Origin of the sequence: Yimella lutea (assembly GCF_006715095.1) — a bacterium.
In the GTDB taxonomy this organism is placed as follows: Bacteria; Actinomycetota; Actinomycetes; order Actinomycetales; family Dermatophilaceae; genus Yimella; species Yimella lutea.
On sequence record NZ_VFMO01000001.1, the window covers coordinates 2439690 to 2461047 of the forward strand.

Annotated in this window: 18 protein-coding genes; 7 read left to right on the plus strand and 11 right to left on the minus strand. The window is 66.4% G+C overall.

The features are described from left to right. Positions 1-48: 48 nt before the first annotated feature. Together FB459_RS11850 and uvrA are read right to left on the minus strand one after the other, a co-directional pair. Positions 49-531 (minus strand): Rieske (2Fe-2S) protein, encoded by a 483-nt coding sequence (locus FB459_RS11850; RefSeq protein ID WP_211345185.1) that lies wholly within the window; start codon positions 529-531, stop codon positions 49-51. An 81-nt stretch (positions 532-612) separates the two neighbouring features. Continuing rightward, complete coding sequence (uvrA, locus tag FB459_RS11855) at positions 613-3657, minus strand: excinuclease ABC subunit UvrA (RefSeq protein ID WP_425472350.1); 3045 nt, start codon at positions 3655-3657, stop codon at positions 613-615. Between the two features lie 263 nt (positions 3658-3920). Between uvrA and FB459_RS11860 the strand changes: the two genes are divergently transcribed. The 4 genes from FB459_RS11860 to FB459_RS11875 are packed head-to-tail and all read left to right on the plus strand — an operon-like array spanning position 3921 to position 8108. After that, positions 3921-5783 (plus strand): glycoside hydrolase family 15 protein, encoded by a 1863-nt coding sequence (locus tag FB459_RS11860; protein ID WP_141928656.1) that lies wholly within the window; start codon positions 3921-3923, stop codon positions 5781-5783. Between the two features lie 57 nt (positions 5784-5840). Further along, positions 5841-6503: an MBL fold metallo-hydrolase gene (locus FB459_RS11865; RefSeq protein WP_141928657.1), complete on the plus strand. Its 663-nt coding sequence runs from the start codon at positions 5841-5843 to the stop codon at positions 6501-6503. After that, positions 6493-7221: a C40 family peptidase gene (locus tag FB459_RS11870; RefSeq protein WP_141928658.1), complete on the plus strand. Its 729-nt coding sequence runs from the start codon at positions 6493-6495 to the stop codon at positions 7219-7221. The genes FB459_RS11865 and FB459_RS11870 overlap by 11 nt, the downstream gene beginning before the upstream one ends. Then, on the plus strand, positions 7218-8108 hold the full coding sequence (locus FB459_RS11875; protein ID WP_141928659.1) for an EamA family transporter: 891 nt from the start codon (positions 7218-7220) through the stop codon (positions 8106-8108). The genes FB459_RS11870 and FB459_RS11875 overlap by 4 nt, the downstream gene beginning before the upstream one ends. Here FB459_RS11875 and FB459_RS11880 read toward each other — a convergent pair whose 3' ends face one another. Further along, entirely contained in the window at positions 8109-8453 is a 345-nt protein-coding gene (locus tag FB459_RS11880) for a DUF3817 domain-containing protein (protein WP_141928660.1), read from the minus strand. A gap of 230 nt (positions 8454-8683) precedes the next feature. Further along, positions 8684-10789, minus strand: a complete 2106-nt coding sequence (gene uvrB / locus FB459_RS11885; protein ID WP_141928661.1) for an excinuclease ABC subunit UvrB — start codon at positions 10787-10789, stop codon at positions 8684-8686. A gap of 222 nt (positions 10790-11011) precedes the next feature. Between uvrB and FB459_RS11890 the strand changes: the two genes are divergently transcribed. Beyond that, the gene (locus FB459_RS11890) at positions 11012-12325 is read left to right on the plus strand and encodes a cation:proton antiporter (RefSeq protein ID WP_141928662.1); all 1314 of its coding nucleotides are present in this window, start codon (positions 11012-11014) and stop codon (positions 12323-12325) included. Here the strand turns inward: FB459_RS11890 and coaE are convergent. Then, positions 12322-13539, minus strand: a complete 1218-nt coding sequence (gene coaE, locus FB459_RS11895) for a dephospho-CoA kinase (protein WP_141928663.1) — start codon at positions 13537-13539, stop codon at positions 12322-12324. The two genes, FB459_RS11890 and coaE, sit on opposite strands and share 4 nt — an antisense overlap. A 42-nt stretch (positions 13540-13581) precedes the next feature. Between coaE and FB459_RS11900 the strand changes: the two genes are divergently transcribed. Then, on the plus strand, positions 13582-14343 hold the full coding sequence (locus tag FB459_RS11900; RefSeq protein ID WP_141928664.1) for an SDR family NAD(P)-dependent oxidoreductase: 762 nt from the start codon (positions 13582-13584) through the stop codon (positions 14341-14343). Positions 14344-14515: 172 nt separating this feature from the next. Here the strand turns inward: FB459_RS11900 and rpsA are convergent, their stop codons facing one another. Then, complete coding sequence (gene rpsA / locus FB459_RS11905) at positions 14516-15970, minus strand: 30S ribosomal protein S1 (protein ID WP_129625085.1); 1455 nt, start codon at positions 15968-15970, stop codon at positions 14516-14518. Positions 15971-16134: 164 nt separating this feature from the next. Here rpsA and FB459_RS11910 point away from each other — a divergent pair, with 164 nt between their 5' ends. After that, entirely contained in the window at positions 16135-16995 is an 861-nt protein-coding gene (locus FB459_RS11910; RefSeq protein WP_141928665.1) for a class I SAM-dependent methyltransferase, read from the plus strand. A 34-nt stretch (positions 16996-17029) separates the two neighbouring features. Here FB459_RS11910 and FB459_RS11915 read toward each other — a convergent pair whose 3' ends face one another. From FB459_RS11915 to FB459_RS11935, 5 genes are read right to left on the minus strand one after another with little or no spacing between them, the layout of a single operon-like run. Then, on the minus strand, positions 17030-18037 hold the full coding sequence (locus tag FB459_RS11915; RefSeq protein ID WP_141928666.1) for a UDP-glucuronic acid decarboxylase family protein: 1008 nt from the start codon (positions 18035-18037) through the stop codon (positions 17030-17032). Between the two features lies 1 nt (position 18038). Continuing rightward, positions 18039-19001: a cell envelope lipid trafficking protein PgfA gene (gene pgfA / locus FB459_RS11920; protein ID WP_141928667.1), complete on the minus strand. Its 963-nt coding sequence runs from the start codon at positions 18999-19001 to the stop codon at positions 18039-18041. A gap of 60 nt (positions 19002-19061) precedes the next feature. Then, positions 19062-19616, minus strand: a complete 555-nt coding sequence (locus tag FB459_RS11925) for a D-glycero-alpha-D-manno-heptose-1,7-bisphosphate 7-phosphatase (protein WP_170221897.1) — start codon at positions 19614-19616, stop codon at positions 19062-19064. Further along, positions 19603-20256 (minus strand): D-sedoheptulose-7-phosphate isomerase, encoded by a 654-nt coding sequence (locus FB459_RS11930; RefSeq protein WP_129625080.1) that lies wholly within the window; start codon positions 20254-20256, stop codon positions 19603-19605. Before FB459_RS11930 ends, FB459_RS11925 begins: the two co-directional genes overlap by 14 nt. After that, positions 20238-21314, minus strand: coding sequence for a GHMP family kinase ATP-binding protein (locus FB459_RS11935; protein WP_141928669.1), 1077 nt, complete (start codon positions 21312-21314; stop codon positions 20238-20240). Before FB459_RS11935 ends, FB459_RS11930 begins: the two co-directional genes overlap by 19 nt. Positions 21315-21358: the final 44 nt, after the last annotated feature.

The window sequence follows — 21358 nt, forward strand, 5'->3', positions numbered from 1 at the left end:
ACCGAGGCGTCTGCGCGTCGGTGGGGTGGTCTGCCGAACAAGGAGGTCTCAGGTCACCTTGAGGTCGTCGCCCTCCACACTGACCTTCTTCTCGTCCAACGGCTTCTCGGCCGGACCGTTCTTCACCGAGCCGTCGGCCAGGGAGAAGGCGCTGCCGTGGCAGGCGCATTTGATCTGGTCACCGTCGATCTTGGTCATCGGGCACTTCTGGTGCGTGCAGATGTTGCTGAACGCCTTGAACTGGCCTTCGGTCGGCTGACTGACGACGACCAACTTCGCCTTGTCGACGAATCCGGAGCCGACCGGCACCTGCGAATTCGGGATCACCGCTGCGTCGGCGACGACCGAGGACGCGCTCTGCGAAACCTCTCCGGCGCCGGAACTCGCCTTCGCGCCGAGATCGGACGCGGTGGACTTCGCCGCCTCCTGGTCCTCCTTGCTGCACGCGGCCAGGCCGCCGGCTGCAGCCACGATGCTCATACCGCGAAGAACCGAGCGTCGGTCCGCGTCGAAGGGCTTCTTGTCGGTCATCGCTACCTCCAGTCGTCGGGGTGTTTGCCCATCCTGACAAAAGGTTGACCGGGCAACAGCACGCGCGACCTGTGAATTCACCTACTTTTTCGAGGTGGCCTTCGTGGTCGTCCTCTTCGTGGCCGCCTTCTTCACCGGTGACTTCTTGGGCGCAGCCTTCTTCGTCGCCGGCTTGGTCAGGACCTTGCTCGAGGAACTGGCCGACCGGGTCTGCGACGGACGAGCAGCGCCGGACGCGGCGAGCAGCGGCTTGAGGAATCGGCCGGTGTGGCTCTCGGCGACCTCGGCGACGTCCTCGGGCGTGCCCTCGGCGACGACGGTGCCACCGCGGAAACCGCCCTCGGGACCCATGTCGACGAGCCAGTCGGCCGACTTGATGACGTCGAGGTTGTGCTCGATGACCACCACCGTGTTGCCCTTGTCGACCAGACCCTGCAGCACGAGCAGCAGCTTGCGGATGTCCTCGAAGTGCAGACCGGTGGTCGGCTCGTCGAGCACGTAGATCGTGCGGCCGGTCGATCGCTTCTGCAGTTCGGAGGCGAGCTTTACGCGCTGTGCTTCACCGCCGGACAGCGTCGGTGCCGGCTGTCCGAGACGGACATAACCGAGTCCCACGTCGACCAGCGTGTTCATGTGCCGGGCAATGGCGGGCACCGCGGCGAAGAAGTCCTTCGCCTCCTCGATCGGCATGTCGAGCACCTCGGCGATCGTCTTGCCCTTGAAGTGCACCTCGAGCGTCTCGCGGTTGTACCGCGCCCCGTGGCAGACCTCGCACGGCACGTAGACGTCGGGCAGGAAGTTCATCTCGATCTTGAGCGTGCCGTCACCCGAGCAAGCCTCGCAGCGACCGCCCTTGACGTTGAAGGAGAACCGGCCGGGCATGTAGCCGCGCACCTTCGCCTCGGTGGTCTCGGCGAACAGTTTGCGGATGTTGTCGAACACACCGGTGTAGGTGGCCGGGTTGCTGCGCGGCGTGCGGCCGATCGGGCTCTGGTCGACGTGCACCACTTTGTCGAGTTCGTCCAGGCCCTCGACCGTGCGGTGACGCCCCGGGACGTGGCGCGCTCCGTTGAGTTGGTTGGCCAGGACGTTGTAGAGGATCTCGTTGACCAACGTGGACTTGCCGGAGCCCGAAACGCCTGTGACAGCAACGAGATTGCCGAGCGGGATCGACACGTCGACGTTCTGCAGATTGTGCTCGCGGGCGCCTCGGACGACGACCGTGCGGCCGTCCTGCGGACGACGCACTGCGGGCGTCTCGATCTGGCGGCGACCGGCCAGGTAGTCGCCGGTGATCGACTTCTTGTTGGCGAGCAGATCCTTGACCGATCCGGCGTGCACGACCTCGCCGCCGTGCTCGCCCGCCCCCGGACCGATGTCGATGACCCAGTCGGCGGTGGCGATCGTGTCCTCGTCGTGTTCCACCACGATCAGCGTGTTGCCGAGGTCGCGTAGGCGGGTGAGCGTTTCGATCAACCGGTGGTTGTCGCGCTGGTGCAGACCGATGGACGGCTCATCGAGCACGTACAGCACCCCGACCAGACCGGATCCGATCTGCGTGGCGAGCCGAATTCGTTGTGCCTCACCCCCGCTCAGCGTCGCGGCAGGACGGTCGAGCGACAGGTAGTCGAGTCCGACGTCCAGCAGGAAGCCCAGCCGCGCGTTGATCTCCTTGATCACCTGCTCGGCGATCTGCCGCTCGCGGGGCGTGAAGTCGACGCTCTCGAGGAAGGTCGCGGACTCCGAGATCGGCAGCGCACACACCTCGGCGATGGAATGCCCGCCGACGGTGACCGCGAGCGTCTCGGGCTTGAGGCGCGACCCCTTGCACGTCGGGCACGGGACCTCACGCATGTAGCCCTCGTACTTGTCGCGGCTCCAGTCGGATTCGGTCTCACTGTGCCGGCGCTTGATGAAGGGGACGACGCCCTCGAACCCCGTCGTGTACGAGCGCTCGCGGCCGTAGCGGTTCCGGAACTTCACGTGCACCTTGTAGTTCTGGCCGTGCAGCAGCGCTTCCTGCGCCCGCTGGGGCAACGCGCGCCAGGGCGTGTCCAGGGAGAACCCGAGATCCTTGCCCAGCGCGCCGATCACTCGGGTGAAGTAGTCGCTCGACGTGCCGCTGGTCGTCCACGGCAGGATCGCGCCCTCGGCGATCGACTTGTCCTCGTCGGGCACGACCAGTTCGGGGTCGACCTCGAGTTCGGTGCCCAGACCGGTGCACGCAGGGCAGGCACCGAACGGGCTGTTGAAGGAGAACGACCGCGGCTCGATCTCGTCCATGCCGAGCGGGTGGTTGTTCGGGCACGCCATCTTCTCGGAGAAGCGGCGCTCGCGCTCCGGGTCGCCGGCCTCCTTGTCGACGAACTCGATGAGCACGATGCCGCCGGCGAGACCGAGTGCGGTCTCGATGGAGTCGGTGAGTCGCTGCTTGCCGGTGCGGTCGTCCGGTCCCTTGGCGACCAAGCGGTCGACGACGACATCGATGGAGTGCTTCTTCTGCTTCTCCAGCTTCGGCGCCTCGGAGAGGATGACCACCTCGCCGTCGACCCGGGCGCGCGAGTAGCCCTTGGCCTGCAGTTCGGCGAACAGGTCGAGGTACTCGCCCTTGCGCTCGCGCACCACCGGCGCCAACACCTGGAACTTGGTGCGGTCGGGCAGCTGCATCAACTGGTCGACGATCTGTTGCGGGGTCTGGCGACCGACCGGCTCGCCGCAGATCGGGCAGTGCGGGCGACCGGCACGCGCATACAGCAGACGCAGGTAGTCGTAGACCTCGGTGATGGTGCCGACCGTCGAGCGCGGGTTGCGGTTGGTGGACTTCTGATCGATCGACACCGCGGGCGACAGCCCCTCGATGAAATCGACGTCCGGCTTGTCCATCTGGCCGAGGAACTGACGCGCGTACGCCGACAGGGACTCGACATAGCGGCGCTGGCCCTCGGCGAAGATCGTGTCGAAAGCCAGCGACGACTTGCCCGAGCCGGACAGGCCGGTGAACACGACGAGACTGTCGCGGGGCAGGTCGACACTGATGTTCTTGAGGTTGTGCTCGCGCGCACCACTGATCCGAAGATGATCGTGCGTGGGGCGGGCGGAAGCGTTCGAAGGGGTCTGTGCAGGCACGACCGCAATGCTAAGCCGCGCCACCGACAACCTCCGCTTCGCGAGCCGAACGACTGCGTCACGTTCTCACTGATGGCGCCGCGCTGTGTTTGCGCTCCGCTGTGAACCCCGGGCGACTCATGGCGCAGCAGTACGGATTGGCCATCACCGATGTCACCTGCGGTGCGGCCAAGACCCAGGACTTCGCGGGCCTCGGCTGACGAGCACGAACAGGCAACGGCGCGGTTCCCGAGGCAGCCGCGCCGTTGATCTAGTCTGGCGCGATGCTCGAAGACCTGCCGGTGGGCGTCGAACGCGCTCGCGAACCCGCTCACACCCCGATCGAGGACTACGCGATCATCGGCGACACCGAGACCGCCGCACTGGTGAGCCGGTTCGGTTCGATCGACTGGCTCTGCCTCCCCCGGTTCGACAGCGGCTCCTGCTTCACCAATCTGCTCGGCACCCCCGAACACGGTCGTTGGCTGTTGCGACCGTTCGGTCCGTCCGAGGCCACACGTCGGTACGTCGGCAACACCTCGATCCTCGAGACCACACACCGCACTGCGACCGGGATCGTCAAGATCACCGACCTCATGCCGCTCGGCATGGAACGCGCCGACCTCGTCCGGATCGTCGACTGCATCGAGGGCGAGGTCGAGATGCAGCACGAGTGGATCGTCCGCTTCAACTACGGACGCACCCGCCCCTGGGTCTCGCACCACCCCAACCTCGAACCCGACCAGGACGCGCTCATCGCGATCGCCGGCCCCGACATGCTGGTGCTGCGCAGTTCGCGCGGCCCACAGGCCGAGGACGGCACGCACCGCGACCGGTGGACGATGCGGGCCGGTGACCGCGAGGAGTTCGTCATGAACTGGCACGCGTCGTGGAAGCCGATCCCGCCCCCGACCGATGTCGAAAAGCGGGTCGCGAAGACCTTCGCCACCTCCGAGGCGTGGGCCTCGGCCTGCACCTACGAGGGCCCGTACGAAGACGCGGTCGTGCGATCGCTGCTCGTCCTTCGGCTGCTCACCGATACCCGTCGCGGTGGAATCGTGGCCGCTCCGACCACGAGCCTGCCGGAGGACTTCGGCGGGGTACGCAACTGGGATTACCGCTACTGCTGGCTGCGCGACGCAGCGCTCACGCTGGAGGCACTGCTCGCCGCCGGTTTCGTCGAGGCCACCGACCTGTGGCGCGATTGGCTGATCCGCGCGATCGCCGGTGACCCCGAGGACATGCAGATCATGTACGCGGTCGACGGCGGACGTGAACTCCCCGAGCGAGAACTCGACCACCTGCCCGGTTACGCAGACTCCAAACCGGTACGGATCGGCAACGGCGCGGTCGACCAACGCCAGACGGATGTCCTGGGCGAGGTAATGATCGCGCTGGAGGACGCCCGGACGATGGGCCTAACGGAGTCCGAACGGTCCTGGGCAGTCCAGCGCGCTCTGGTGGAGAACCTCGCCGAACACTGGGACCAGGCCGACAACGGGCTGTGGGAGATCCGCGGTCCGCTACGGCACTTCACTCACTCGCGGGTGATGGTCTGGGCGGCGTTCGACCGTGCGATCAGTGCGGTCGAGGACCACGGCGCCGATGGCCCGGTGAAGCACTGGCGCGAACTGCGCGACCGTGTTCGTGCCGAGATCATGGAGCGCGGGTTCAACAGCGACATCAACTCCTTCGTGCAGCACTACGACACCACCGAGGTCGACGCGAGCCTGCTGCTGATCCCGTTGGTGGGCTTCCTGCCGGGCGACGACCCGAAGGTGCTCGGCACCATCGAGCGCATCGAGCAGGACCTGATGCGGGATGGACTGTTGCTGCGCTACCGCACCGAAGCCGGCATCGACGGACTCCCCGGCGACGAACACCCGTTCCTGGCCTGCTCCTTCTGGCTGGTGTCGGCGTACGCCAAGGCGGGACGCCTGGACGACGCACACCGATTGATGCAGCGACTGGTCGGCCTCTGCAACGACGTCGGTCTGCTCGCCGAGGAGTACGACGTCGACAACGACCGGATGGTCGGCAACTTCCCGCAAGCATTCAGTCACCTCACCCTCGTCGGCGCCGCCGTCGAACTCGCCCGGGCGGAGAAGGGCGCTGCGGCCACAACGGCAGGCACGCGTCCGGCATAGTGTGATCTCGAGCGGCCCGGGGCAGAGCCGTTCGATCGACAGCAAGCGAAGGAAACGATGACCCGTTACGACGGCAAGGTACAGCCGGGCGGCGACGTCCAGATCCGAGATGTCGGCAATGCGCGCATCCACAAACGCAATGTCGGATCGATGGGCAACAACGCCTATGTGATCGAGTCGAAAGCGACGGGCGACGCCCTGCTCATCGACGCCGCAGCCGACTGGCCCAAGCTGCAGCAGATGGTGTCATGGGTCAACGTCGTCGGTATTGCGACCACCCACCGTCACCAGGACCACACCGGGGCCTTGGCCGACGCCGTCGCCGCACTCGATGTCCCTACCTACGCCGGCGCCGACGATGCGGATGCGATCGAACAACCCACGACGACCCGTCTGTCGGACGGCGACACGATCGAGGTCGGCGACCTGAGGATCGACTGCGCCCACCTGCGTGGGCACACCCCTGGGTCGATCGCCTTCTCGTTCACCGATGCCGACGGGCACAGCCACCTCTTCTCCGGCGACACGCTGTTCCCGGGCGGGATCGGGGCGACGAATCACTATGACTATCAGTCATTCCCCCAGTTGATCGACGACGTCGAGGAGCGTTTGTTCGGACGCTTCGACGACGAGACGTGGGTCTACCCCGGTCACGGTGACGACACCACGATCGGCACCGAGCGGCCGTCCCTGGACGAGTGGAGGAACCGTGGCTGGTGAGGCATGGGTGGCCGTCCCGGTCGCCGGGCTGTGGCGTTCGCCGGAGGCACCCAGAGCGGTGGATACCCCTGCGCTGCAGGACGATCCGGACCACACCGGCTGGCTCGCCGCGATGGATCAGCACCCGGTCGACCATCACGACAGTCGCGTCGGGCTGTTGGACCGACTCGACTCCGAAGTGCTGCACGGTGAACCGGTCGAGGTTCGCGAGGAACTCGACGGGTGGGTGCGGGTGACCTGTCCGCTCCAACCGGCAGGCAAGTCGCTGCAGCCTTACGAGGGCTGGGTACGGCGCGCGCACCTGAGCCACGACGCCCCGCAGCAGCCGCAAACGGCGTCCCCTGACCGTCTCGATGCGAAGGAGTTCGTCGCCGAGGCGCGTAAGTACCTCGGCCTGGGCTACCTCTGGGGTGGCCTGTCCCCCGCCGGCCTCGACTGCTCGGGTCTGGTGCATTTCAGCGCGCGCAGCCTCGGTGTCGTCGTGCCCCGTGACGCCGGCGACCAGCAACTCGCGGCCGAACCGGTCGACCTGGATCAGGTGCGCGAGGGTGACCTCTACTTCTTCGCCCACCCCGGCAAGCACGTCCACCACGTCGGCATCGTGATCCGGCCCGGCTTCATGTTGCACGCCCCCGAGTCGGGTGCCCGCGTCGTCGAGGAGGACCTCGGCGAGGATCGCTTGCGGACCCTCGTCGGAGCCGGACGCATCACCCGTTGAGCCGAACGTCCATCGGCTCGTCCGTCGATCGGGTGCCCCCGGTCGTCTTGGTCCTCTCCGCGGTCGTGTCGGTGCAGTTCGGCGGCGCGCTCGCCGCGACGCTGGTCCCGCAGGTGGGAGCACCGGGCACGGTTGCGCTGCGCATGGTGATCTCGGCACTGGTGCTGTGGCCTGTTGTGCGCCCACGCTTGCGCGGACGCACGGCATCCGATTGGCGCATCGTCGGCGTGTACGCGGCCGCACTCGCGTTGATGAACCTCAGTTTCTACGAGTCGCTGGCCCGGTTGCCGATCGGTGTGGCGGTGACGATCGAGTTCGTCGGACCGCTCGTGCTGGCGGCGGTGCTGTCCCGCAAGGGCCGCGATCTGATCGCCGTCCTGGCCGCCGCGATCGGAGTCGTCCTGATCTCGGGGGCCTTGTGGACGCCGTGGTCGGAGCTCGACCTCGTCGGCATCGTGTTCGCGTTGCTCGCCGGCGCCATGTGGGCGCTGTACATCCTGGCCGGCGGACGCACGGCCGCGCGCTTCGCACAGTTGGACGGACTGGCCATCGCGCTGGCGCTCGGGAGCGTCGTGCTGCTGCCGCTCGGCTTCGCCACGGCCGGCACGACGTTGTTGGAGCCGGCGATTCTGCTCAAGGGTCTGGGCATCGCGATGCTCTCGTCACTGATCGCGTACAGCCTCGAGCTCCTGGCTCTCGGCCGGATGTCGGCCGGGGTGTTCGGAGTGTTGCTGAGCCTCGAACCCGCCGTCGCTGCGCTCGCCGGTCTGGTGGTGTTGTCGCAGACGCTCAGCCCGATCCAACTCGTCGGGATGTCGCTCGTCGTGCTCGCGAGCGTGACGGTGATGAGTCGCCGTCGCTGCGCCGAGCCTCAGGACGGCGGTTGATCAGACCCGCTGGGTGTCGGCTGCGGCGCCGCCCAGCAGGCCGTGACGCTCGGCGTGTTTCTCGAACCAGAGCGTCATCAGCGGCGGTACGGCGCTGACCAGGCCGAGGACCAGGTGCTTGGGCGTCCACTTGTGCACCATCGCCACCCACAGGCAGCTGATCACGTAGAGCACGAACATCCCACCGTGGATCGGTCCCATGATCTGCACGCCCTTCTCCGTGGTCTCGAGGATCCACTTGAAGAACATCCCGGTCAGTAGACCGATCCAGGACAGTGCTTCGAGGACGGCTGCGACCTTGAAGAGTTTGGCGGAGGGGTGCGTGGTGGTGAGGTTCTCGGACACGGTCTCACCCTATGAAATCGTCCCGCCCGCGCGGTCCATGGGGTAGCCGGCGTAGCTCCCCCACCAGCTGACGACCTCAGCAGAAACCCGACCTAACTCCTTTGTCGATTCCGTCTGAGCCTCGCAGATGCATCTCACCGAGTTTTCCGCTCAGGTTGGTGGCCGCCGGTGAGTTGGTGGTCATCGACGGACTTCCACCACCACCGCCGGCCACCAAGTCATCATCGACTTCAGCTGGTCGCCGCCGTCATCTGACGCAGTTCTTTCTTGAGGTCGGACAGTTCGTCTCGCAGCCGTGCGGCCAGCTCGAAGTGCAGGTCGGAGGCTGCCTGGTGCATCTGCTCGGTCAGTTCCTGGATCAATTGCGCCAACTCCGCCGCCGGCATGTTCGCCGCCTTGCCTGCACCGGCGACCTCGGCGTCGGCGGCCGCAGCACCGCGACCACCGCGGCCCTTGCCCCGCGACTGAGTACGACCGCTGCCGAGTAGGGCATCGGTGTCGGCGTCCTCTCGCTGCAGCAAGTCGGTGATGTCGGCGATCTTCTTCCGCAACGGAGTCGGGTCGATTCCGTGTTCCTTGTTGTAGGCGACCTGCTTGTCGCGCCGTCGCTGGGTCTCGTCGATGGCGTCCTGCATCGACGGAGTGATCTTGTCGGCGTACATGTGCACCTGGCCCGACACGTTGCGAGCCGCGCGACCGATCGTCTGGATCAGTGAGCGTGTCGACCGCAGGAAGCCCTCCTTGTCGGCGTCCAGGATGCTGACCAGCGAAACCTCCGGGAGGTCGAGGCCCTCACGGAGCAGGTTGATACCCACCAGCACGTCGAACTCACCCAGTCGTAGCTCGCGCAGCAACTCCACGCGCCGCAGCGTGTCGACCTCGGAGTGCAGGTACCGCACCCGGACGTCCTTCTCCAGCAGGTAGTCGGTGAGGTCCTCGGCCATCTTCTTGGTCAACGTCGTCACCAGCACGCGTTCGTTCTTTGCCGTGCGCTCACGAATCTCGTGCAGCAGGTCGTCGATCTGGCCCTTGGTCGGCTTGAGGATGATCTGCGGGTCGACCAATCCGGTCGGTCGGATCACCTGCTCGACGTAACCGTCGGACTTCGCCATCTCGTAGTCGCCCGGCGTCGCCGACAGGTAGACGGTCTGTCCGATGCGCTCCAGAAACTCCTCCCACTTCAGCGGACGGTTGTCCATCGCGCTGGGCAGCCGGAAGCCGTGGTCGACCAGCATCCGCTTGCGCGACATGTCGCCCTCGAACATCGCACCGATCTGCGGCACCGTCTGGTGCGACTCGTCGATGACCAGCAGGAAGTCCTCGGGAAAGTAGTCGAGCAACGTGTTCGGCGCGGTGCCCGGCGCACGGCCGTCGATGTGCCGGGAGTAGTTCTCGATCCCGGAGCACGAACCGACCTGCCGCATCATCTCGATGTCGTAGGTGGTGCGCATCCGAAGTCGTTGCGCCTCAAGCAGTTTGCCCTGCTTCTCGAACTGCGCCAGGCGTTGTTCGAGTTCGCTCTCAATCGTGCCGATCGCGCGCTCCATCCGCTGCGGTCCGGCCACGTAGTGCGAAGCCGGGAAGACGTACATCTCGTCCTCTTCGCGCATCACCTCGCCGGTGAGCGGATGCAGCGTGTAAAGCCGCTCGATCTCGTCGCCGAAGAACTCGATGCGCACCGCGAGCTCCTCGTAGACCGGGATGATCTCGACGGTGTCCCCACGCACCCGGAACGTGCCACGGCTGAACGCGAGGTCGTTGCGGGTGTACTGCATCTGCACGAACCGTCGCAGCAGGTCGTCACGATCGAGTTGCTGACCCACCTTGAGCCGGGCCATGCGATCGACGTATTCCTGTGGAGTGCCCAGACCGTAGATGCAGGAGACGGACGCGACCACGACGACGTCGCGACGCGTCAGCAGCGAGTTGGTAGCGCTGTGCCGCAACCGCTCGACCTCGTCGTTGATCGAGGAGTCCTTCTCGATGTAGGTATCGGTCTGCGGGATGTAGGCCTCAGGTTGGTAGTAGTCGTAGTACGACACGAAGTACTCGACTGCGTTGTGCGGCAACAGTTCTCGGAATTCGTTGGCCAACTGCGCGGCGAGCGTCTTGTTCGGTGCCATCACCAACGTCGGCCGTTGCACCTGCTCGATCAACCAGGCGGTGGTGGCCGACTTACCGGTGCCCGTCGCACCCAGCAGGACGACGTCCTGCTCCCCAGCGTTGATCCGCTTGGTGAGGTCCGCGATCGCGGTCGGCTGGTCACCGCTCGGGGAGAACTCGGAGACGACTTCGAACGGGGCGACTCTGCGTTGCAGATCGGTGGTCGGGCGCATGGAACAACCGTACGACGCGGCACCGACAAGCAGGATGACAACGTCCTGAGCACCGACCTCACCATCCACCTGATGGCCCACCGAGCGTCGCGCGGATGACGGCAGAAGAGCTCGCACCACCCCCCAAAAACCAAGGCGTACACCGGTTTGCTCGCTCCGTTCGAACGGACGCAGGAGGCATACCTGACAGACTGATCCAATGACCGATCAGCTGCGTCCCGCATGAGTGCGTCCACCTACATCGCAGCTGCATATCTGATCATCGGAATCGCCCTCTTCGTCGGTCTGCTGCTCCCCCGCATCACGGCCAACCGGGCGATCTCCAGCCCGATCGTGTTGCTCACGATCGGGCTGGCCGCCGGGATGCTCCCGCTGCCGGACGGCGTGAGTCTGGACCCGATGAAGCACCCCGCGCTGACCGAACAGATCACCACGATCACGATCGTCATCGCACTCACCGGCGTGGGCCTGGCCCTCGACCGCCCGTTGCAGCGCAGTCGTGAGACGTGGAAGAGGTGGAACAGCACCTGGCGGTTGATCTTCATCGCCATGCCACTGGCGATCGCGGTCACGGCCGTCCTGGGCTGGTGGCTCGCCGGTCTCGTGCCGGGCGCCGCGCTCGTGCTCGCCGCCGCACTTGCACCCACCGACCCGGTGTTGGCTTCGGACGTTCAGGTCGAAGGTCCGACGGTCGACGTCGACGACGAGGAACGTCTGGACGAGGACGACGAGATGCGCTTCGCGCTTACGTCCGAGGCCGGCCTGAACGACGGTGCCGCCTTCCCGTTCGTCGTCGCCGGACTCTCCCTGCTCGGGGCGGGGTCGGTCTGGTCATGGGCGCCGTCCTGGATCGCGTGGGAACTGGTGGGGCGAACGCTCATCGGAGTGTTCGTGGGATGGGTCGTCGGCACGCTGCTCGGCAAGTTGGCCTTTCGGGCACCGCGAAGCGTCCGATTCGCCGACATCGGTGATCCGCTGCTGATCGTCGCCGCCCCACTGATCGCGTACGGCCTGGGCGAACTGGTGCACGGCTGGGCCTTTCTTTCGGTCTTCGTGTGCGCGCTGTGCATGCGCGCGAGCGATCGAACGCACGAGTACCACCAACACATGCACGGCGTAATCGACCGGCTGGAACACCTGTTCACTTTGCTCGTGCTGCTGATGCTGGGGGCCGCACTGACTGACGGGATGTTGGCGCACCTGACCTGGGCCGGGGCGCTCGTCGGGGTGCTGCTCATCTTCGTCATCCGGCCGGTGACCGCCTGGGTAGCGCTGTGGAGTCCGCACAAGGTCGATCGAGCGGGCGACGGAGTGCTCGGGCCGCGCGAACGATTGGCTACTGCCTTCCTCGGCGTGCGAGGCATCGGCACGCTCTACTACCTCGCCTACGCGTCCTCGCACGCCAAGGTCGACAACGGGGCCGAACTCTGGTCGATCGCCGGCTTCACGGTGGCTCTGTCGGTGATCGTGCACGGCATGGCGGCCACGCCGATCGTGCAGTGGCTCGACCGCACGCGGCGCGCCAAGCCGGCTTAGCCGGGCATCGTCCATCCGGACGTCTGCGCCCACGCCCGCGCCTTCGGCAGTGCTTCGGCGAACCACGGCTCCTTGGCCTGGACGTAGTCCTGCTTGGTCTCCTGCGTGCCGCCTGGGTGTTCAGCGGCCACGGCTCGCTTCATCTCGGCGTACGCGTCCCGCTCCTCGTCGTTCGCGCGAAGCCAGTCACGGAACTGCAAGGCCGCCGTCGCAGCAGGACCGCCGTTGGTCCTGATATGGACGTGCACGACCTGCGCCGGGTCGGCGCCGTTGGCGTAGAACTTGCGCCACTGCTCGGGATCCGGCGCCCACGGTTGGGGCGCATCGTGGTTCGAACGCACCTCGACGACGCCTGCTCCCCAGAGTGCTCCAACGAACGAATCGCTCTGTGCCACAGCAAGATCCGGCACCTGGATCTGAAGATCGATGACGTCCTTCGCGGCCAGCCCGGGCACCGACGTCGACCCGATGTGATCGACCTGCACCTCGCTCATCCCTGCTGCCGAAAGTTGGTGCGCGAGGCGGGCGCACCAGCGGCGCCCCTGCTCGGCCCATTCGGGATCCGGTTCGCGGATGGTGACGCTGTCCGGACGCCGCACGCCGCGTACGGCGGTGAGGTTGTCTGCGTAGGGCCGAATCCGGTTCTCCCACAGCGAATTCACGGTCGTGTGCAGCTCCTCGGGGGAACCGGAGTTGTCGAGCAACACGTCCGCCGCCGCGCGACGCTGCGCATCGGTGGCCTGCGCGTCGACCCGGGCTTGCGCGTCCTCGCGATTCATCCCACGCTGCTCCACCAGCCGGTCCAGTCGGACCTCCTCGGGCACGTCGACGATCACCATCAGGTGATAGCCGTCCGTCTGACCGAGTTCGACCAACAGCGGCATATCGTGGACGACCACCGCATCCGCCGGCGCTCGGGCGAACAGCTCGGCGGTCCGTTCCGCGATGAGCGGGTGCGTGATGGCCTCCAGGGCTCGACGCCGTTCGCTGTCGGCGAACACGATCGCGCCGAGCGCAGGACGGTCGAGTACCCCGTCCGCAGTGATGACTTCGTCCCCGAACTCTTCACGGATCAGGCCCAGCCCCGGTGTCCCCGGCTCGACCACCTCGCGAGCGATCGCGTCGGCGTCGACGATCACGGCACCATGTTCCGCGAGCAGTTTCGACACCGTCGATTTACCCGATCCGATCCCGCCGGTCAGCCCGATTCGCATGGGCCGAGGTTATCGACGCTGTTCAGGTTCTAGGTTGGTGGCATGACTTCTGGCTCGTCTCGACGCATCGTCATCACCGGTGGAGGCACCGGCATCGGCAAGGCCATCGCGCAGCGCTTCCTGCAGGAGGATCCCGACCTCGTGCTCGTCGGACGCCGCGCAGAACCTCTGGACGCGGCCGCAGCCGAACTGCGATCTGCCGCACCCAAAGCGCGCATCGCGACCCGCACCTGCGATCTGACTGTTCCCGAACAGGTCGAGCAGCTCGCGGACGAACTGAAGACCGGAGCACCGATCGGCGTGCTGGTCGCGAACGCCGGCGGCAACTACGGGCTCGGCGCGAAGACCCTCACCGAGACCGCACAGGCGTGGCGGGCCGACTTCGACGGCAACGTCCTTTCCGCCGTCCTGATCACCCAAGCGCTCCTCGACCACATGCCGCGTCCAGGGGGACGGATCATCGCGATGAGTTCCATTGCCGCACTTCGAGGTTCGGGTGCGTACGGCGCTGCCAAGGCCGCTGTCAACGCCTGGGTGCTGAGCCTGGCGGCGCAGGTCGCAGCCGACGGAATCACCGTGAACTCGGTCGCGCCCGGGTTCGTTCCCGGAACGCCGTTCTGGGCCGGACGCATCGCCCGCGATCCCGACATCGTGCAGAACCGCACCGCCCCGATCCCGATGAGGCGCCCGGGAACTCCCGAGGAGGTGGCCGAGGCTGTCGCCTACCTGGCCTCCCCCAACTCCGGGTGGACCACGGGACAGATCCTCCAGGTCAACGGCGGCACCCTCTTCGGCCGCGGCTGACCCCGAAAGTCCGCAGGACGCGGGTAAGCGCCGCCATCGCGCGGACACCCGCCATCGACTGTCCGCGAAACTCGCGGGTCAGCTCGACAAGGTTGCGGACTTTCGGGGAAGGCGAAGGCCCGCCCACCGAAACGGTGAGCGGGCCTTCGTGGCTTCCAGCTGTTGATCAGCCTCAGTTGCCGGTGAGCTTCTCGCGCAGAGCAGCAAGTGCTTCGTCCGAAGCAAGCGTGCCCTCGGCCGGAACCTCGGCCTGCTCGCCACCGGAGGAGTACGAGGTCGGCGCGGTCTGCGCGGTGGCGACAGCCTCCGCGTCGGCCTTGCGTGCAGCCTCGATCTGAGCCTGGTGAGCCTCGTAGCGAGCGTGGGCGTCGGCGTACTGCGCCTCCCAGGTCTCGCGCTGGCTCTCGTAGCCCTCGAGCCACTCGTTGGTCTCCGGGTCGAAGCCCTCGGGGTACTTGTAGTTGCCCTGGTCGTCGTACTCGGCGGCCATGCCGTACAGCGTCGGGTCGAAGTCGTTCGCACCGGCGGCGTCGTCGTTGGCCTGCTTGAGCGACAGCGAGATGCGGCGGCGCTCCAGGTCGACGTCGATGACCTTGACGAACAACTCGGTGCCGACGGTGACGACCTGCTCCGGCAGCTCCACGTGGCGCTCGGCCAGCTCGGAGATGTGGACCAGACCCTCGATGCCGTCCTCGACGCGCACGAACGCACCGAACGGAACGAGCTTGGTGACCTTGCCCGGGACGACCTGACCGATTGCGTGGGTGCGGGCGAAGTGCTGCCACGGGTCTTCCTGGGTCGCCTTCAGCGACAGCGAGACGCGCTCGCGGTCCATGTCGACGTCGAGCACCTCGACGGTGACTTCCTGACCGACCTCGACAACCTCGGACGGGTGGTCGATGTGCTTCCAGGACAGTTCCGAGACGTGCACCAGACCGTCGACGCCACCGAGGTCGACGAACGCACCGAAGTTGACGATCGAGGACACGACGCCCGAGCGGACCTGGCCCTTCTGCAGCTCCTTGAGGAACGTGGTGCGGACCTCGGACTGGGTCTGCTCCAGCCAGGCGCGGCGCGACAGAACGACGTTGTTGCGGTTCTTGTCGAGCTCGATGATCTTGGCCTCGACCTCCTTGCCGACGTACGGCTGCAGGTCGCGGACACGACGCATCTCGACCAGCGAGGCGGGCAGGAAGCCGCGCAGGCCGATGTCGAGGATGAGGCCACCCTTGACGACCTCGATGACGGTACCGGTGACGACGCCGTCCTCTTCCTTGATCTTCTCGATCGTGCCCCAGGCGCGCTCGTACTGCGCACGCTTCTTGGACAGGATCAGACGGCCCTCCTTGTCCTCCTTCTGGAGAACGAGAGCCTCGACCTCATCGCCCACGGAAACGACCTCGGTCGGGTCGACGTCGTGCTTGATGGAGAGTTCGCGCGAGGGAATGACGCCCTCGGTCTTGTAACCGATGTCGAGGAGAACCTCGTCACGGTCGACCTTGACGATGACACCTTCGACGATGTCGCCGTCATTGAAGTGCTTGATCGTCGCGTCGATCGCGGCGAGCAGCTCCTCCTCGGATCCGATGTCGTTGATCGCGATCTGGGAGGTGGTGGCGGTAGTCATGTAGTAGGAAACCTTTGGTGGACGGTTGAGTTGGACAATGATTGGATCCCTGGCCACTCACCGAGGCGAGCGAACAGGTCGAGCACGCACAAGAAAGTGCACCTCTACCCTACCGGCTGTGCAAGAAGTGGGCAAAACCACAGATTTCGACTCCGAAAGGACCCATGAGCAGCAACGACCCGACCGACGACCGGACCAACACAGACGACGCTACGACGTCCGAGGCGGCGGGCCGCGACGGCACCCGGACGGTCGATGACCGGGAGAGCGCCCGCGCCCAACGTGCCTGGTGGGACGGCGAAGCGGACGACTACTACCGCGAGCACGGGGCCTTCCTGCGCGACGAACACCTCGTCTGGGGACCGGAGGGCTGGACCGAGGAGGAACTTCGGATCATCGGTCCCGTGGACGGGCTCGACGTCCTGGAGTTCGGGGCCGGCGCCGCGCAGGGCGGGCGGTGGATGCACGACCAGGGCGCCCGCGTCGTGGCCTCTGACATCTCTGCGGGCATGCTCGAGGTCGGCCGCCGGATCGACGAACGTCAGGAGCGCGCACTCCCCCTCGTCCAGGCCGATGCGGCTCGACTTCCCTTCGCGGACGCGTCCTTCGACCTGGCGTTCTCCGCCTACGGCGCGGTGCCGTTCATCAGCGACACCGCCGCGCTCATGGTCGAACTGGCGCGCGTGCTGCGGCCCGGCGGCCGACTGGTGTTCTCCACCACGCACCCGACCCGCTGGGCCTTCCCCGACGTCCCGGACGAGGCCGGCCTGGTCGCGCAGTACGACTACTTCGACACCGCGCCGTACGTCGAGCGTGCCGGCGGCCTGGTGACCTATGTCGAACACCACCGCACCTTGGGCGGACGGATACGTGAACTGGTCGCCGCCGGCCTCCAGGTGCAGGACGTGGTCGAACCCACCTGGCCGGAACGCAACGATCAGAACTGGGGTGGATGGAGCCCCACCCGTGGACGCGTCATCCCGGGCACCGCGATCTACGTCGCGAAGAAGGCCGGGACCGCCTGACGCACAAGAGATCCGGCCTTCGACGAGGTGAGACTCAGCGAACGGGTCGCGGCACCGTGTGACCGGTGGCGATGATCTCCTCGGTCGCCTCCGGCGACAACGGCGGCACTTCACCGTCGTGTCCGCGGAACCAGGCGATGGTGCGGTGCAGGGCGTCCTCGATCGGGACGATCGGCGCCCAGCCGAGCTCGCGCTGGGCGATCGTCGTGTCCGGACGGCGCACCGTGGGATCGTCCACCGGACGGTCGATGTGCACGATCGGCGAATCCGAGCCGACCAGCCGGACGATCCACTGTGCGAGGTCGAGCATCGAGATCTCGTGCGGGTTGCCGATGTTGATCGGGCCGCTGTGATCGCTCGCCGCCATTGCGAGGATGCCCGCGACGAGGTCGTCGACGTAACAGATCGAACGAGTCTGCAGACCGTGGCCGGCGACAGTGACTGGCTCCCCCATCAGCGCTTGGCGGATGAAGTTCGGGATGGCACGCCCGTCGTTCGGACGCATCCGCGGGCCGAAGGTGTTGAAGATTCGGACGATGCCGGTGTCGACCCCGTACGCCTGCCGGTAGGCCAGCGTGAGCGCTTCACCGAAACGCTTCGCCTCGTCGTACACGCCGCGCGGACCGACCGGGTTCACATTGCCCCAGTACGACTCCGGCTGCGGGTGCACCAGCGGGTCGCCGTACACCTCGGAGGTCGAAGCGACGACGAACCGCGCGTCCTTGGCATGTGCGAGATCGAGCGCGTGGGTGGTGCCCTGCGAGCCGACCTGCAAGGTCTCGATCGGCATCCGCAGGTAGTCCACGGGGGACGCTGGGCTGGCGAAGTGCAGCACCAGGTCCACGTCGCCCTCGATGCGCAACCCCTCGGTGACATCGGCCTGCACGAGCCGGAACCGTCCGGTGTCGTGCAGGTGCGCGACGTTGTCCGGGCTGCCGGTGCAGAAGTTGTCGACGGCGACGACCGTATGCCCCTGTCGAAGCAGGGTCTCGCACAGGTGCGAGCCGAGGAATCCGGCCCCGCCGGTGACGACAGCCCTCATGTCAGTGGCGCGGTTGGCGCCGGCTCTTGCTCATGACGGCCATGATCGCGCCGAGAACCAGCAGGATCAGACCGAGCGGCATCAGCACCCACGGAGCTACCGAGAGGGCGTTCAGCGACTTGCCCTTGCTGCTGTAGTCGTCGACGTTCTTCTTGATCGTGTCGTCGGTGAACACCGAGGTGGTGTCCATGACGGTGATCGGCTCGCGGTTGGGCACCGTGAGCTTCTGCACCTGGTGCTGCTCCATCTTCATGAACACGCCGGTGATCGGGTCGGCCCACACGGTGATTTGGTTGCCGTACGAGCGGTCGGCGTTCTGGGCCGGCGACTCCTTCGGCAGACCGAAGAGCGATCCGGGAACTTCCTGCTTGGTGAAGACGGTGTCGGGAATGACGACCTGGAACTTGTAGGTCTCCATGTCGCGGACCTTCTCCTCGCCCTTGAACTCCAGGTTCACCGGCTTGGCCAGCGTGGTGTCGAAGTAGGGGTAGGTCTTCTTCTCGACGTTGAACGGCAGCTTGATCGTGTAGGAGCCCTGGTAGTCGACCTTCTCACCGTTCAGCTCGGTGCCGTCCCACTTCAGCGTCTTACCGGTCTTGCGGTCGATCGCGTACCGCTGGACCGTCGCCGAGATCGGCGGGTTCTTGGTCTTGTCGCCCTGCTGCTTCTTGGCGTTCTCGACGCTGTCGGTGTACTGCCACTGGTTGAGCACCAGCGCGTCGTCCGAGATGCCCTTCGCCGCCTTCTCGTCGGCGACGACCGTCGCGGTCGTCTGGATCGGCGAGTCCTTCTTGAAGGACAGCGAGGCGACGTCGAGGAAGTTCGCCTTCTCGTCGACGAGGGTCTGCGACGTGTTCTGGTCCTTCGGGATCACCGCAAGTCGCGGGTACGCGTAGAACTTCAAGAGCAGAGCGAGGGTCAGGAAAAAGGCTCCGAACCCGATGACGATGGCGGATTTCCGCACGCTGGCCTCCCAGTGGTGAGCAAGGTCTACCGGAGAGTAGCAGCTTGGATGCGGCGTAGGTCACACCTTCAGAAGACGTGTCATGGAGTTTTTGTCGAGCAACCGTTCCCTGCCGTCGACCTTGACAACTGCCATACCCAGACCGAGCGCGGGCTGCAGGTCCGAATCGCTGTCACCCACCATCACGCAGCGGCGCGGATCGGCCCACGGCGCACGGTCCAGAATGTGGCGGAACAAGCCGTCCGCGGGCTTTCGGCAGGCGCACGTGCCGGCCAAGTGAGGGCACACCGCGAACGCGTCGATGCGACCCGGTTGCAGGCCCTCGATCAGCGCCCGATGCACCGCGACGAGCGCTGCGGCGTCCATCAGTCCCTTGCCGACGCCCTGCTGGTTGGTGACGATCGCGACCGGGATTCCATGGTCGTTCAGCGAGCGGACCGCGGCGGCCGCCCCCGGCAGCACCTGCAGATCCTCGGGACGCTCGATGTAACCGGGGCGGTGGACGTTCAGCGTGCCGTCGCGGTCGAGCAGGACAAGATCCCAACGCCCGCGGGCAGAGGGTTGCGGAATCCCTGCGGTGCCCGCGCCGAGCAGTTCGGCGTCAGACAGATGCATCGCGGGACAGTACGTCGACGGCCTCGCACCACACATGTGCCCACAGCATGTGGACCTCCTGGATGCGCGGCGTCGAGCGCGAGGGCACGACGAGCAGGTGATCGACCGATTCGGCCAGGTGTGCCCCGCCTTCCCCCACCATCGCGATGGTTAGCAGACCACGACGTCGTGCCTCGGCCAGCGCCGCCACGACGTTCGGACTCGTGCCGCTGGTGCTCATGGCCAGCAACACATCGCCCTCCTGGCCGTGCGCGGCGACACCGCGGGTGAAGACCTTGTCGTAGCCGTAGTCGTTGCCTACCGCGGTGATCGACGAGAGCGACTCGGCCAGGTTGATCGCCGGCAGCGGGTCGCGGTCGTGGATGCACTTGCCGATGAACTCGGCCGCGACATGGGACGCGATTGCGGCCGACCCGCCGTTGCCGGCGACCAGCAGCGTCCGTCCCGCGACGAGGGCCGCGATGAGTTCCTCACCGGCGGTTCGAACCGCATCCGCCAACTCCGGATCGGCGAGGGCACGGGCCAGCTCCGCCCAATCGTTGATCCCATCGGCGAGTTGCCGGTGCACGGCCGCGGTCGCATCCCCGGGGGTCGTGCCGTGCAGCGGGTGAGTGTCCGGGTTCACTTCTGGGCTCGCCATGAGACGACACCTTCCTTGCTGAACGTCACCTCGGACACCACGAGCCCCATGTCGATGAGTCGCTGAGCCACCAGGTGGCGCCTCTCGAACTCGCAGACGAAGACCATGTGACCGCCGCCGCCGGCACCGGTCACTTTCCCGCCGAGCGCACCGCACCGGCCGGCTTCCTCCACGGCCTCAAGGATGAGGGGGGTGGCGATGCGCGAGGACATCTTCTGCTTCTCCTGCCAGGCCTGACCCAGAAGTCGGCCGACGGTGTCGACCTCGCCCCGCACCAGCGCGATCTTCATCGCCGCAGCGAGGTCCTTCTGTGCGCGCAGACCGGCCAGGGCCTGGCTGTCGCCGGTCTCGTACCGGGAACGCTGGTCCTCGATGATGTGGTCACTCACCCGCGTCGCCCCGGTGAACGCGAGCAGCATGTTGTGTTCGAGTTCGTGCACGGTTGCCGGGCGGATCCGGAGCGGGTTGACGATCACCTGCTCCTTCTCGAACTCGATGAAGTTGAAGCCACCGAAAGCTGCTGCGTATTGATCCTGGGAACCGCCGGGGATCCCGAGGTCCTCGCGCTCGAGCTTGTAGGCCAACTCGGCAATCTCGTACGGCGTGAGGTCGACATTGCAGTGCTGGGCCACCAGGCCGATCACCGACACCATGACCGCACTGGAGGAACCGAGTCCGGAGCCGGGGGGCGCCTGGGTGTGCAGGAACAGGTCGAAGCCGCCGGACGGCGTTGCTCCTTCGAAGTCACGCACGCGGGCGATCGCCGCCTTGGGCAGGTCGAGTTGTCCGTCGTACTCCACCGGCTGGTCGATGTCGAAGCCGATCGACTTGCCGAAGTCCTGCGACTGGACGGTGACCTTGCCGTCCGTGCGCGGACGCAACGTGGAGAAGGCGAACGCGGAGATCGTGCTCGACAGAACACACCCGCCCTCGCGCTCCGGGAACGGCGACACATCCGTACCGCCACCGGCGAACGAGATCCGCAATGGCGCCCGGGCCCGTAGCACTGGGCGGCGGTGATCGATGACAGAAGGATCGGTCGGCTGCGTGAACGTCATCGGGACGGCTAACCTCCACCACGTCGAACCGATTTCCCAGCAGG